Origin of the sequence: Brucella sp. MAB-22, from assembly GCF_025908475.1 — a bacterium.
In the GTDB taxonomy this organism is placed as follows: domain Bacteria; phylum Pseudomonadota; class Alphaproteobacteria; order Rhizobiales; family Rhizobiaceae; genus Brucella; species Brucella anthropi.
The window spans coordinates 1,110,927-1,124,631 of the sequence record NZ_CP109782.1 but is presented as its reverse complement, the minus strand read 5'-3'; the positions used below and the strand labels follow the sequence as shown (position 1 = coordinate 1,124,631).

Here is a 13,705-nt window from a genome sequence, read left to right as displayed (position 1 = left end):
GATCAGTTCGCGCATTCTGCCTGTCGAGCGCCGCTCGCTCCCTTTTCAAGGTGGAGCGAATTTCCACCCCCTCAATCAATGGTGCATGCGCTTCTTTCTCGCGACAGTCATCAGGATAGTCAGGCGGGACGGCGCGCGCCTGCGCCTTGCCTTGCCGTTCAGCAGCCTCTTGCAGCAGTCGATCACTGGCGCAGGAACTGCAAATCATCGCGATCAAGCAGACAGGTACGGCCCGCAGCTGCCAGCTTCTTTTCATAATCTGCTATCTCCTGTTCAGATTTTTCGATCTGTGCGACCTCGGCTGCGCGAGCGTTCCGCAACTGCACCTGGTAGGCTTCTATGACGAGCGCATTGGCTTTGCCCTGCCGTTGCAACTCATCGAGTTCCGCCCGTAGCGCCACCGCCTGAAATTCGGGAACAAGGCCTTTCTTGGCCTGTCCCTCGAAAACAGCTCCGACATAGGGAAGATCCTTGAGAACCGGCACGCCGTTAAAATAGATCGCGGACAACACGATCCCGACGGCGCAGCCAGCGGCTATCTTGAGGTAGTCCAGCAGGCCGAACATCACAGACCTGCCAGACAGAGTTCCAACTCACCGATGCGCTGAGCGTCACCCAGTTCGCGGCGCTTTTTCAGACCATCCACGACCTTGCCCCCGGCGCGATTGAAAGCGGTCATCGCGTTGCAGGCTGCACGCCATTGCCGTTCACTCATGCGGCGGGCGGCGGTCGACTTGCAGGCCGCACCAGTCCCAATGTTATAGGAGAGATCCAGCATCGACGCCTGCACGCTGATAGGTGCCTGATCAAAAGTCCGGATACACTTGCGCAGCGGTTGCCTGAAATCGTTCTCCAGACGTGTGATGAGTTTCTCGCGGCACTGCTTGTCAGTGTAATAGTCACCTTTCTTGACATCTTTGGTTTCGCCGAGACATACGGTCCAGACTTTGCCGAGCTTGTCGTAATAGGCCTGGTTTTCCATTCCCTCCCATGGGGCGGTCAGATAAGTCGCCGTCAAAGCGACGAGCCCCAACCCAGACGCCAGAGCAGCTTTTGCGCGTTTACTCGCCATTTCGAAATACCTTCTGAGAAACAAGGCGCATCACAAAGGCTGCGACCACCACGAAGAAGGTCAGCAACGCGAACACGCCGGAGGGGATGGGGAAAGTGTCACCAAGGAGCGGCAACACGGCTTCAATGCCGGTTAGAACACCGGCAAGCAGGATCAGGCGGACAGACCACGCCTTTCGCAAGACGTGTCGCCAATCGGGCACAAGCTGCATGACAGCCTCTATTTGACGATGGATATGAGAGAGATTTTCAGCTGCAGGCTGACATTGTCGTAGGCGACATAGCTCCAGCCGATCCAGCAACCGCAGATCCTGCCGAAGACCTTGAAGCGGGCGCGATACGAGAAAAACAATCGGCCATTCGCGTCTCGATACACACCCTCATAGAATGTGCCGGGTTTCGACCAGTCAATGCCGCCGCTGTCGATCTGATAAACGGTGGTCACGCCATCTAACCTGAAACCGAGCACATTGGCCGCAAAGCCATAAGCCGGGTTTCGCATGATCCATCGTGTTCGCTGCCACCACAGTTTGAAGCCCTTGGCTTGCGGCCATCCAAGCTGATGTTGCCCGCCGTCCAGGTCGTCATCATGCGTGTGAAAAAGCGAGAATGGGTACGGCAGAACCGAAATCCCCGCCAACACTGAACAGAACGCCAATATCGGTGCGATCAGGATCGCTACCAGCTTGGCAATAAGCAGCAAGATCCCGTAGATCGCCCACTTGATGAAGACGACCGGATAATTCCGGATAATGTATTTCATGATTGCCCCGTTGGAAATTCGAGCGGCGCTATGCGCGACCTATACCCACGCCCATAGGTGACCCGCCCGTCGTTGAGGTTGCGGGCGCTTGCGGTTTGGGATCCGGCACCGCTGGCGTTTTCGGACTGTTCTCGTTTGTTTTCGACGTGCTGGCCGCAGTCGATTTTTTCTTATCCTTGGATGCTTTGCTGGCGACCGGCTTTAGCTTCGCCTCGATATCGGTCATATATCCCGACTTGCTGATGCGGTGGGTTGCTGTCTCGATAATGAATTCTATGCCGTCAATTTCCGGACGCACATTCTGGTAGGTAAACGGCGCGCCTGCCCGAATGGTCGGATCGCCAAACACTGTGACAAAGGTTTTGACAGTTTCCGCCTTGAGGCTTTCAGCCTTGGATTTCGCAGCCTTTTTCGCTTCGGCTTCCGTGCTGAAATTTTCCTTCACCGTAAAATCGGCAGTGCCTTCCTCGTCACTGTCTTCCTCTACCTCGACCGTCTCAGCCTTGGCGCGATCACGAACCTTTGCGCGCACTGTTTTGACTTTCTTGCGATAGGCGAAGTTGATGCGACATGTGCCCTGCACGATCTCGAATGGCCCGACGACAATAGGCGTCAGATCCTTTCCGCTCGCTGACTTTCCACTGCCACGCTTGGCGAAGATGAGCTTGCCATCCTTGACCGAGAACAGCGCACCATGAATGCGAGCCAGACGCTCGCAGACGTGCATGTCGCTCTCATCCTGCTGACCGAACCAGTCATACTTGTGCGAAGCGACCTCGTCGTCGATGACAGGCTGCAAACCGTTTTCGGAAGCGATCTGCTGCAGGATCTCGGCGACAGTCTTTTCATCCCAGTGGCGGGAGCGGCTTTGCTTGAACTTGTCGCGGATATTCGCCCCTCGCCCGCGAATGTTCATGCCGTAAGGAAGGCAGCGGATCTCTGGGTCATCTACAGTGAACGCCCCGAAAGGGAGTATGCCGGTCTCTGCATAGCCAAGCGACACCTCGATCTTGTCACCCTTTTTAGGGATGGCGGCGAACGGGTTGCCATCATTCAGGTCGACATCAACCGAGTCCGAGCCGACACCCTCTTTGTCAGTGACAGTCAGCGATATAAGCCGTTCATTCACAATGGACGCGACGGCTTTGCCGTTGACTTTTATTTCAAGGGCTGGAGTCTTCATACAATTAGCCTATTGGGGAGCATCCAGCCTGTTGAGCCGGAGGGGACATGAAGTTTCTGAGATTTTGTTACGCTGGAGCCGCCGCACTTTGCGCGACATCCGCTCTAGCCGAGGAAAAGTTTACTTGCGCAGATTACATTCGAGACACCGAAGCCGCCTACCTGCACGGCGGTGAATTGATGAGCGCGACCAATCACGGGTTGAACCAAGTCACAATGTTGGCGATGGGTGCCTTTCTGGCAAACAAGGGCATGAGGTTTTCACGCGCCACAAGTGCAGATCAAACGACCGCCTTCGTTAGCATGTATCGGTTCTGCCAGAGGAACCCGGATGAACTTGCCGTTGATGCTGCAATTATGGCAGCCACACCAGCTACTTACAACTCACAGGCTACCCAAGAGGAACCAAAGCGAGAAACAAAACTGGAGCCACAAGCCCACAGCATTACCGCCGCCGAAATTCTGTCTGGCATCAATAGAAACAAGACAGAACTCGAACAGCAAGCTTGGTGGGACAAGAATATGTCAGGCCAGATTTATGAATTAACGGGCGCGGTTACCGAAGTGGAAGAAGGCATGCTATCCGGCTACTGGGTCGACCTCGATCTGGGTCGCAATGTGTTGGTGCGCTGCGGCATGTCGAGTCAATGGAGCGATATCGTGAAAAAGCTCCATAAGGGCGACAAATTCACCTGCAAAGGCAAGGTCGACAGAAGTTGGACATCATTCTACAAAACCATGTTTCAGGTTGATGCCGGCTGATTAATCCCAGAGCGAAACGACCGTCTGCCTATCGTCTGCCTTACTCAATTCTGGCAGGTGAATTTTCGTTCCCATCGGCAATCGATGAGGGAGTGTAGCCAGACCGGGGTTCGCTTCGAACACCTGCTCGACATAGCCACTTTCGTCGCCATAAATTTTCCGGCAGATGGCGTCGACCATTTCCCCTTGTATGGTTGTGTAAATACGGCCCATGGCATCACCCGAATAGTGACTGAATAACTGAAATCGGCGAGAAGCTGCCACCGCTGTAGCGCTTAAGCTGGATGCGAAAAACATCCATTCGCGGCTGTCCTAGCGCAGTATGATACGATTGATCTTCACTAATACCTTCGATCACATGCATACCGTAGACATTCCCGGCTAGTGTAATAAGCGGCAATACAGTTCCGGCAACAGCCGCCCCGCGAAGGCCTTCAAGCGCAGCCAATCCGCCGAACTCATGGGGGAACAACACTCCTTCAATTGTCGTGCGATCATCATCGCCGCCAGTCCACTGCAGGCGGTTCAAACCGCCGACAGTGCTAACATCAGCCCATCGGGTCGATAGATCACGCCTCAACCCTTTGTAGCCAAAACGTAAGGAATGAAACATAAACGGCCCTAGACACATTGGAATTGCCATTACATTCCCCCATCCGAAAACGCACCGTTCGAAGCTGACGTAATCTTACCCACCAGCAATCGCTCCATTTCGCCGCGCAGCTCGGCTGCGGTGGCTCCAGTCTGGGCATTGAGAGTGATATAATTGTTGATTTGCGGAGGTTGCGGATTGGTAACCCGCACATCTTGCGTTCCGCTCGGCATTGTCTGGACCGGATTTGAGATCGATACAGATGGAGTGTCGACAATGGAAACGTCCGTCGGACCTTTGCCAATACCGGCAGTCGGCGACGGTGCTGTCAGAGCATCCCAAATAGCTCCGAGGCTAAAAGGCTGTGGCGCAGTTTGCGCAGGCTGATTAGGCAACGGCGCTGCGGGCACTATCTGTCCGACACCAGATCCAGCTTTGACCTTTTGTTCATTCGATTTCTCTACAAAAAACTCCGGGTCAATGTATCGCGGATCCGACGGTCCCTTTGCTTCCAAGCCCTTATAGAACCCGTAGGCGACAAGCCCCCATAAGCCGCCGCGAGCGACCATACCACCCGTCCCGCCGCCAGATCCCAAAATACGGCTAAGCCATCCCGCACTCGCTCCACCCGCTGCTGCAGTTCCACCGCCAGCGACAGTAGAAGCCGCACCTGCAGCAGCTGTTCCTGCAATCAAGTTCCTCAATTCGAGCAATGGCCCTGCAACGGCCAAAAGGCCTGCGCCAATTGTCACCCAATCCACAAGCGACAACTTCGTCAGGTTATCTGCAAACTCGCCAATGCTGTTTGCACCTTTTACAGCATCAATCAGTGTGATTGCGGTAGCAGCGGCCAACCCAATCCGACCAAATGGAGAGAACGCAAGTCGGGTGATCCCTCGCCCCATGGTCAGCATGGCTGCGCCTGTGGCAGCAATGCCGAGTGCGCTTATAACGGTAGCAGAGCCAGACATCTTGCTGAGAGCTTCCGAAATATTACCGGCAGCACCCAGAATATCGCCCGACCCGATGTCCTTGGCGAAGGCTTTCAGGTCGAGACCAATCTTGCGGAAATTGTTCGATAGCTTGGCCAGATCAATCATGCGCTGATCAACCTGTGTGCTGTCGCCCTCAAATGCCTTGCCGAACAGGAGGTCACCGAGATCGTTGATCAGCTGGCGCGTTCCGCCCTCACCCCCATAACCGAAACCGCTCATCAAACCCTTGACGGCCATTTCGATCTTGTCGATGACGCCCACACGTTTATCCAGTGTGTCCAGTACATCGCCGATACCAAGGCTCATATCCTTGATCGTCGGCAACCAGCTGTCACCAACGCCGATGCCATAAGCTTTGATCTTGTTTCCGAGCAGCTGCAAGGCGTTCGCGGTCGTTTCGGCGCGAACCATATATTCCTGAAACGCGGATCCGCTGTAGTTCGACTCGGTGCCGATCATCGCAAGCTCGCGGCGCAGTTCCTTTGTATCGGCAATGATCGGCATGAGCGCCCGCGACTCATCACCAAACAAGGCAGAAGCGATGCTGATATGCTGATCTTTCGGTAGCTGCTGGATCCGCTCGATCACGTTCAACGTGGTCTTGAGCGCATCTTTCTGCATGTTCTTCGACACCTTGACGGAATCGAGGCCGAGCTTTGCGAATGCCAAACGCTGCGACTTTGTCGCCTGCTCACCTTTCGTCAGCGCTCGCCCCATATTGCGGAACGAGGTCGCCGCAACTTCCGCCTCAGCACCTGCCGAAATCATCGACGCACCGAATGCGAGTGTCTGAGTATCGGAAAAGCCGAACATCTTGCCGGTCGCAGCAACCCGCTTGTCAAACTCGACGAGGTCGCGAGCAGCCGAAGCGGTATTGTTTGCAAGATGATTGATGGCGTCAGCGTGCAAACCGATCTGGTCGACGTTAAAGCCAAGCTGGGTTTTGATCTTCGCCAGTGCATCGCCGGTTTCCCCCTGCGACGTGTCCCACGCCACGCTGACCTTTGCCGCCATTTCCGAGAACTTTGTCAGTTCCTGCAAGGCAACGCCGGACTGACCGGCAGCAGCATAGATCGAGGCAAGCCCATCGGCAGTGACCGGGAGTTCCTTCGATAGTCCGAGGATCTCGGATCGAACGACTGACAATTGCGCAGGCGTGCCGTCAACGACCTTGCGGACATCGGCGAACGCTTCCTCGAATTTCATGGCAGCACCAACGGTGCCGCCGATGCCTTCACGAACGCCGACATAGCCTGCACCAATGGCGACAAGATTGCGAGCCAGCGCCCCGACGGAAAAGCCCCCGCCCGCCCCCATGATCGCGGACGTGGTTCTGCTGGCACGACGGTTGAGACCATCGAGCGCAGCAGCAACACCGCGAGCGGGCCCGGTGATCTGATCGACAAGCGAAACAACAAGCTTGGAACTCAGGACAGCCATTATTTTCTCTTTGCTTTCATCAGATCGACGGCCTCATCACGCCACAGCAAGACTTCCTGCGGCGTCATTTCCAGAAACGTCGATATCGGGGTGTAAAGGTTCTGGCTAAGCCAGATTGTCAGGCGTCGCCATCCGAGGTGCCCTGCCGCAAAAAAGGCGACACCACCTTTGTGCAACGCTCGTAGTCGGTCACGCTAAATTCGGCCACCTCCGGATAGGTGGATCCGGATAGCTGGGCGATCATCAGAGCCATAACCTGATTGTTGCCTCCGCCTTTGGCCACGTTTTCGACGGCGATTAGGTCTGCCAGCTTAGGCTCGCGAAACTCAATCTGGTTGGTATTCGTGCCACCAAGCTTATAAGACTTGGAAAGCAAGACTGTGTTTTTATCAGTCATGTTGTCGTGTCCTTGAAACTACGCTGATTACGCGAGAAGTGCGCTGCGGATGGATTGAGTGCGCGACGTGCCGCCGATGGACACATCAAACGGCGTCATTTCGATCAGGGTCGCCCCTTCGACTTCCAGCTTGTAATAGCGAAGCGTGATCGAGAAATCGTTTTCGGCCATATCACCCGGCTTCCAGGCACCATGATCGTTCTTGATGAGGCGACCGCGAATATAGGCAGTTGCGTTGACGACGGTGCCATCCTCGTGCACGAGCGCACCGGTCACCATGAACTCGCGTTCGGAGCCGACCTCCAGGCCGAACAGCGTGATAACCTGCGGGTCAAAGCCGGAGAGCTTGAAACTAGCCTCCATCTTTTCATAGCCCATCGGAACATCAATCGGCAGCACCATACCGGCGTTGCGCAGTTCCTCGACCTTTTCCGTCGGCACCGGCAGCGTGATTTCACTTGCCTGCCCGATCTTCGATACGCGGTCTGCAAAAATGGTGCAGTTCCGCAGGATATAACGCGGCATGTCAGACATGAGCCTAACCCCTTAATGACGTTGAAAAGTAAGAGCTGGAGAGGGACAGCCTGGCGCTTAGCCAGCCGATCCGGAAGTGATTTCCTGCGCAACCTGGTTGAGCAGCAGCGTATAGCTGGCGATGTTGCGGTAGGCTGTGATGCGGATATCGACCATCGGTGCAGGCGGCTCGAACTTCACGCCAAGCTTGATGATGCCTTGCGCCATATCGTTGTCGGTGTTCGTATCCAGCAGCCAGCAATCATGGCCAGGCAGAATTGCGCCTTCGGCTTCCATCTGCCGGAGGAAAGCGCGTCCGCCCTCGACCATGAATTTCAGATTTGCGCGGGAAAACGGCTTGTCGACAAATGCGAGATATGCCTTTTCCAGCGCTTCATTGATGGCGTCAGCAGTGCGCCGCACAGAAATGAACTGCCAGAGAAGTTCTGCAGCGCAAGTCCAGACACCCCAGAGCCGGAAGCCGGTATTATCGATATTGACGATAGTGTTGACCCGGTTTTCGTTGAGGTAGTTCGACTGGTCGCCGTATTCGATGGGGCGATTGACGCCGACAATACCGGAGATACCGACGTTCGAGCCTGACCACCAGAACCCCTGCTCCAGATCCATTTTCGCCTGCTTGGCGGCGAAGATCGGCGAGGATGGAGCCGGAACGTTGGCATCAAGTTCCGTGTCGTACTTCAAGACTTTCGGATCGCAAATCGCGATGCGCCCCGAATTGATCAGCCCACGATACTGCACAGCCGCCTGATCGGTCGTGTCAGGCCCGTCGACATAAGCAACGGCTTTCAGCTTTTCCGCCACGCCCATCAGCTCGGCAACAACCGGGTTCATAACAGAACCGATATTGGCGGTTGCGGTTGCGTCCTTGGATCCAGCCTTGCCGGTGATCGTAACCCCCGGCGTTCCGGTATAGCCGTAACCAGCCTTGCGAACGATGATCGCAGTGATCGCGCCTTCGGCAACAACAGCCTCTGCGACTGCACCGGAACCCGTCCCCGTGACCGCGACGGTCGTCGTGTCAGCATCATAACCGGTTCCGCCTGCAGTCACATTGATCGAGGCAATGCCGTCGGCTGGCGAGGTTTGGGTGAAGCCAGGAGCAATAAGCAACTTAGGCTTATAGAGACCGTCCGACGATGCGCGCCGGAATGCATGGACGCCGGTAAAGGCAGTCTGATCGCCGATCAGGTTCGACCAGGTTTCTGCCGTCGTGTCACCTTCCTCAACTCGAACCACAATGATCGGACAGCCGACCTGGTCGAAAATGCTGTCGATAGCGTTTTTCAGCGTTCCGGCATTGCCGAGAGTTGCTGCATCCTGCGGGCGCAGGATCTGCACCGGCTTATTCAACGGGAACGCAAGTATATCCGCATTCGGCGCAGTGCCGATAAGGCCGATGACGGCGGTGCGCGCCATGCGTACCAGAAGCGGGGTTTCGGCACTTTCGAATACACGCGTGCCATGGTGAAAGGACACAGATGCCATAGCGGCACTCCTTGGATTAAGACCTCTGAGGGTCGGTTTTCAGGAAAAATCAGAGCGCCGGTTGCGGCCACTCAATCGCATCAACAATGGCACGGGCAGCCGCTTCATCTGCGGCGGCGTCAATATCCCGCTTCGCACCAAGCCTGACTGCCTCGATTGCGGCACCTATCTGCTGCCATAATGCAAAGGCAGCAAGGACAATATCGGCTACCTCGGATAGCGTTTCCGCAGTAATGCCCACTTCCGACGACAGCACGGGATAGTCAGCTGCCTTTGGATTGCTCGCGGCTTTAAACGCTCGCGCTTCATCGACCTTCTGCTGATAGGTCATTGCCTGACCTTCACCCGGCGTGATGTATTTCAGGCGTTCGACTTCTGCTGCATCGTCAATTTCAATCTTCAACGCTTTCTTCAATGCAGTCAGATCAACCTCTGATCGAGGTGGCTTAACAAAGTCCCTGCCGTTGCTGATCCATCCGGCCTCGACTGCGTCTGGTACCGAAACGAACATAGCTGCCACATCAGGATGATAGTAATCAGCCGGCTCGGATCCATCTGGAAGAGCAACCACTTCAACCACAATGTCATCCGTAATTCTTCCGAATTTCATCGGTTTATTCCTTACCATTCAAGAACAACGAGGCCATCAGAGCCCAATCCGCCTTGGGAGTTTCCTGCACCTCCACCGCCGCCGCCACCCGGATAACTAGCTGTGAGGCCACCGGAAACCGACATACCCGTACCTGAAGTGCCATAACTGCCAGCTCCACCCGAACCATGCTTGGGTGTGAGATCAAAGTAAGCGTTTGCAGACGGCTGGCCTCCAACAGAGAATTGTCCGCCTGACGCTCCGCCGCCTTGAGCGCCATTGCCAATAACGCCCGAGGTGGCAGCGCCACCGCCGCCGCCGCCGCCCATGGCTGAAATCATCGTTCCAAAAGAAGATGTTCCGCCAGTGCCGCCATTCCAGACCGTTGCGTTTCCTCGCGTCCCTCCCGCGCCAACTGTGACATTGATTGATTGGCCGGGTACTACAGCGTAAGTCCCCTCAGCATAACCACCGCCAGCGCCTCCAGCAGCTGCCGCGCCTGCCGCAGCACCGCCGCCACCGCCTCCGCCGCCCCACAGCCGTACCCTCACACTGTAAACCCCATCAGGGACAACCCATGCTTGGGTACCAACGGTGTTGAAAGTCCTGCTTGAACGGGTTGGCAATAGAGCCGGATTTAGATTGCTGATCTGAAATGCGGCACCATCGTAGACGAGCTCTACGATCTGCCCTGCGACGATATCGTTTTTCTGCAATGCGCCACCGGATGCACGAACGACTGCTTTAGCGCCTAATGAATTCAGGTTGAGCGTGACAGCGCCCGTATTTGCGCCGATGGCTTTAATTTTTATTGAAAGCCCTGCCACGAGCGCCGGTGGAGCAGGGATCAGTGAAGCTGTCAGCGCGTTCACGGTTCCTTCGGCGACTACGTATAGCCATTTACCTGTCTGAACATCGATGGCAAATTTTTCTACATAAGCGCCGCCAACGCGCTCATAAACCCGGCCATCTGGCAGGGAAACGCCGTGTCCGTTTGGCGGTGTGAGGATTGCCCAACCTGCAGTCGTGTACTCAGCGATCTTTCCCGACTGCCCAGCCCACGCCCCTGTTGCCCCTGTCGGAACAAGATAGACATCGCCGATTGCCGGTGAGGCCGGTGGCGCCGTAACACTCATTGAGACAACAGGAAGCCACGGCAAACGTGAAACACGTTGCAACGGAATTGTGAAAGACGGATCTACAATAATCGTTACGTTCGCAAGGTTCGAAAACGCGACTTCTAAACGAACGGTTCCTTCGACTGTCTGCCCACTGGCTGGCACCGGCTTGTTAATAGGCGGATCATATCTCGCGATGGCAATCAGATCGCCATCCTGATCAATCAGGCCCGCTTCCCGAATTGTGTAAGGGCCTTCCGCAGCCTCCAGAAAAATATCGAAGTAAGCCACATTCGATGCACCCACCACAGTGCCATGACCAGAAATCGCCTTGCGGGCAACTTCATGGTAAAGCGCAGTTTCGCCGCCCGACGGAACGGTTGTGCCGTCACCAATTGCGATGTGAGTAATGACAACGGAAGTACCGTTGGCAAGCGCCGCCGCTTCCTTCGCGCGGCCAAGGTTCGTCATCAAAGCGAACGTGTTTTGAGCCATAGTATTAAACCTTGTAATGAGCAGTTGCCGATATGAAGGCGCACGGCGCACCGGCAATAAAACTGTATGCCCTTAATACGGGCGGTTCGAATGCAAACGGATGGGCAATTGCAGTCAGATTAGTTCGGGGAAATGCACCGATGTAGGTCGTGCCACGAGCCTGAATGACTGCACGTGTTCCAAACACACGCGATTTCGGCTTGGCAGCATCAACCGATGCGATTGCCGCTGCCTGCACTTCCAGATCAAAAACCGGACTGCCATTGCGATAAAGGATCTCGACCCGGAACGTCCCGCGCCTTGAACCATCCTCCCACCACTCGACAATGCTGGTTTCCAGCTCAAACGCTGCCAGCGCCCGCTCAACCGCACCACGCGTACCCTTGAGACGATGCACCATAGGTGAAGCAGCAATAACCCGGCGCTGTTGCGCCTCTGGCCAGTCTGCGGACCAGACATCGACGGACACCCCCATGGCCAAATATGGCAACAGGACCTTAGGGCACGTGGCAGGATTCCAGATCGTCGCAATGACGGTGGGATCAACTGTCGCAATCCGTGCCAGTTCAGCAGCGAGCAACGCGACAGTGAGGGGCGAAGAACGCGCAGGAAGAATGGAGCGTGCGAGATCTGCAACAGCGTCAATTGATTCTGCTGGCGTCATTGCCACGATCCTTGCGTTTCAACCGTATTGACCGTGATTGTGCCGACTTGTCCGACACCTTTCGAGCCCGGCTCGATATCAGCCACAGGCGAAACAACTTCGACAGTGACATTGTCATCAACCGCCGCGCGACCGCCGATCACCTCACGCTGCACAGCCAATCCGATACGACGGCGGGACGCTGCATAAGCAGTCAGCCGCTTTTTCGCTTCCGCTGCCATAGCCGACACATCGACACCCGGCGCATAATAAAGTGTGACCTCGATATCGTAGGCCGTGACTGTTGCAGGCTCGATACGAACATTGTCACCAATTGGCCGAACGTCCTTCGGCGTCACCGCCTCGAACGCCCGGTTCAACAACGTTTGATCTGTAAGGCCGTAGGTAACCGTCGGAAGAATTACGACCAGAATTTCAGGCGCTAGCACTGGATCGCCGGTAGCCCGACCAGAAAACGGGTTCGGGATCAGACCCATTGAATAGGCATCTGCATGAAGCCCATTCGTATAGGTTGCAGCATCTTCCTCGGAATAGACCGCGACATCGGCAATATCCCGTTTTCCATCCAGCTCCAGGGCATGAAAGGCATATGCACCCTCCGGCCCTGCGGTCGAAAACGCTTCAAAGGCAAGCAGGACGCGGGCGCGGAATATATCGTCAAGTTCGACCCACTTCCCCAAAACCGGATCCCATTGCGAATTTTCCGGCTGATCGTCCTCGGCATTATCGTAGACAAGGCGCGAGATCCCGGCATACGTCGCTGCGATATGGTCAAGGTCGCCGCCGATGGCCGTCGCAAGTGACAGGGCGCGGATTGCTTCATTGACCCGCTGGCGAAACTTCATCTCCTGATAGCCGCCGCCTTCCGAAAAGGCGATCACCATGGGATCGGTTTCCAACTTCTCAACATCGTAAGAAACGCCGAACCGCTCCAGCGCGGCAATCAGGTATTCGTCGCGTGAGCTTTTGATTTCCTCAAAATCAACAGCGACGACGCTTGGAACATCGCCAAGGTCAGCCAGGTTCGGCGCAACAAAGCGGCTCATGACATAGTCCTTGCTATTGTGATGTTCGTGGAGGTCTCGCCTTCGGTCACTGAAAAATCGCCCTTGTGACCGTTCGGGTAATAGACACCCCGTATCTGGAGATTGATGACGCCCTGTTCGCTCAGATCGCCTATGTTTATGCCGGTTACCGCAAAGCGCGGCTCCCATTTCGCAACGGCCATGGCGCAGGCTGAATAGATGCCGAGAATGACACGATCATTCATCGGCCTATCGATCAGGCCCATCAGCTCCGAACCGAAGTCCCGACGCATCACGCGAGATCCAACCGGCGTTGTTAGAATGACCTCAATCGACTGCCGAACATGGTCAAAGCCCGCCAGCAGTGAACCATCCACGTTCGAAAAGCCGAGCGATGACATGGCTTATTCCTTCACTGGGCGCACGGCCTTTTGCCGGTCAGACGGCTTTTCCAGCTGATGACCGTAGGGAGCCATAAATTGTTTGGCAACGGCATCCGGCATTTCCTGCTCTACGGCTTTGGCTATGTAATAGGTGCCGCCGTAAAAGCCGCTTTCCTTCACGATGACTTTCATCGCCTGTTCTCCTTT

18 protein-coding genes are annotated in these 13,705 nt (G+C 55.6%); 1 reads left to right on the top strand and 17 read right to left on the bottom strand.

Annotated elements, in window-relative coordinates:
- Positions 1 to 182 precede the first annotated feature (182 nt).
- From OHI65_RS15015 to OHI65_RS14995, 5 genes are read right to left on the bottom strand one after another with little or no spacing between them, the layout of a single operon-like run.
- Positions 183 to 566 (bottom strand): hypothetical protein, encoded by a 384-nt coding sequence (locus OHI65_RS15015; RefSeq protein ID WP_264359138.1) that lies wholly within the window; start codon positions 564 to 566, stop codon positions 183 to 185.
- The gene (locus OHI65_RS15010) at positions 566 to 1,072 is read right to left on the bottom strand and encodes a lysozyme (RefSeq protein WP_151654424.1); all 507 of its coding nucleotides are present in this window, start codon (positions 1,070 to 1,072) and stop codon (positions 566 to 568) included. The genes OHI65_RS15015 and OHI65_RS15010 overlap by 1 nt, the downstream gene beginning before the upstream one ends.
- On the bottom strand, positions 1,062 to 1,283 hold the full coding sequence (locus tag OHI65_RS15005) for a hypothetical protein (protein ID WP_264358682.1): 222 nt from the start codon (positions 1,281 to 1,283) through the stop codon (positions 1,062 to 1,064). Before OHI65_RS15005 ends, OHI65_RS15010 begins: the two co-directional genes overlap by 11 nt.
- Positions 1,284 to 1,291: 8 nt before the next feature.
- Positions 1,292 to 1,834, bottom strand: coding sequence for a hypothetical protein (locus OHI65_RS15000; RefSeq protein WP_264358681.1), 543 nt, complete (start codon positions 1,832 to 1,834; stop codon positions 1,292 to 1,294).
- Between the two features lie 28 nt (positions 1,835 to 1,862).
- Positions 1,863 to 3,017, bottom strand: coding sequence for a phage late control D family protein (locus tag OHI65_RS14995; RefSeq protein WP_264359137.1), 1,155 nt, complete (start codon positions 3,015 to 3,017; stop codon positions 1,863 to 1,865).
- Between the two features lie 47 nt (positions 3,018 to 3,064).
- Here OHI65_RS14995 and OHI65_RS14990 point away from each other — a divergent pair, with 47 nt between their 5' ends.
- Entirely contained in the window at positions 3,065 to 3,778 is a 714-nt protein-coding gene (locus tag OHI65_RS14990; RefSeq protein WP_210845468.1) for a hypothetical protein, read from the top strand.
- Here the strand turns inward: OHI65_RS14990 and OHI65_RS14985 are convergent, their stop codons facing one another.
- The 12 genes from OHI65_RS14985 to OHI65_RS14930 all read right to left on the bottom strand — a co-directional run bounded on the left by OHI65_RS14985 (position 3,779) and on the right by OHI65_RS14930 (position 13,690).
- A complete protein-coding gene (locus OHI65_RS14985) occupies positions 3,779 to 3,991 on the bottom strand; it encodes a tail protein X (RefSeq protein WP_210845470.1) in 213 nt (70 codons plus the stop codon).
- Positions 3,992 to 3,995: 4 nt separating this feature from the next.
- Positions 3,996 to 4,421, bottom strand: a complete 426-nt coding sequence (locus OHI65_RS14980; protein WP_210845472.1) for a phage tail protein — start codon at positions 4,419 to 4,421, stop codon at positions 3,996 to 3,998.
- Positions 4,421 to 6,805: a phage tail tape measure protein gene (locus OHI65_RS14975; protein WP_264359136.1), complete on the bottom strand. Its 2,385-nt coding sequence runs from the start codon at positions 6,803 to 6,805 to the stop codon at positions 4,421 to 4,423. The genes OHI65_RS14980 and OHI65_RS14975 overlap by 1 nt, the downstream gene beginning before the upstream one ends.
- A 118-nt stretch (positions 6,806 to 6,923) precedes the next feature.
- Complete coding sequence (locus tag OHI65_RS14970; RefSeq protein ID WP_151609880.1) at positions 6,924 to 7,202, bottom strand: phage tail assembly protein; 279 nt, start codon at positions 7,200 to 7,202, stop codon at positions 6,924 to 6,926.
- A 27-nt stretch (positions 7,203 to 7,229) separates the two neighbouring features.
- Complete coding sequence (locus tag OHI65_RS14965) at positions 7,230 to 7,736, bottom strand: phage major tail tube protein (RefSeq protein ID WP_012092167.1); 507 nt, start codon at positions 7,734 to 7,736, stop codon at positions 7,230 to 7,232.
- 57 nt (positions 7,737 to 7,793) lie between these two features.
- Positions 7,794 to 9,224, bottom strand: coding sequence for a phage tail sheath subtilisin-like domain-containing protein (locus OHI65_RS14960; RefSeq protein ID WP_264359135.1), 1,431 nt, complete (start codon positions 9,222 to 9,224; stop codon positions 7,794 to 7,796).
- A 49-nt stretch (positions 9,225 to 9,273) separates the two neighbouring features.
- A complete protein-coding gene (locus OHI65_RS14955) occupies positions 9,274 to 9,834 on the bottom strand; it encodes a hypothetical protein (protein WP_264359134.1) in 561 nt (186 codons plus the stop codon).
- Positions 9,835 to 9,845: 11 nt separating this feature from the next.
- Complete coding sequence (locus OHI65_RS14950; protein ID WP_264359133.1) at positions 9,846 to 11,426, bottom strand: phage tail protein; 1,581 nt, start codon at positions 11,424 to 11,426, stop codon at positions 9,846 to 9,848.
- A 4-nt stretch (positions 11,427 to 11,430) separates the two neighbouring features.
- Complete coding sequence (locus tag OHI65_RS14945) at positions 11,431 to 12,090, bottom strand: phage tail protein I (RefSeq protein WP_264359132.1); 660 nt, start codon at positions 12,088 to 12,090, stop codon at positions 11,431 to 11,433.
- Positions 12,087 to 13,136, bottom strand: coding sequence for a baseplate J/gp47 family protein (locus tag OHI65_RS14940; protein ID WP_264359131.1), 1,050 nt, complete (start codon positions 13,134 to 13,136; stop codon positions 12,087 to 12,089). Before OHI65_RS14940 ends, OHI65_RS14945 begins: the two co-directional genes overlap by 4 nt.
- On the bottom strand, positions 13,133 to 13,516 hold the full coding sequence (locus OHI65_RS14935; RefSeq protein ID WP_264359130.1) for a GPW/gp25 family protein: 384 nt from the start codon (positions 13,514 to 13,516) through the stop codon (positions 13,133 to 13,135). The genes OHI65_RS14940 and OHI65_RS14935 overlap by 4 nt, the downstream gene beginning before the upstream one ends.
- Before the next feature lie 3 nt (positions 13,517 to 13,519).
- Complete coding sequence (locus tag OHI65_RS14930; protein WP_192798617.1) at positions 13,520 to 13,690, bottom strand: hypothetical protein; 171 nt, start codon at positions 13,688 to 13,690, stop codon at positions 13,520 to 13,522.
- Positions 13,691 to 13,705 lie beyond the last annotated feature (15 nt).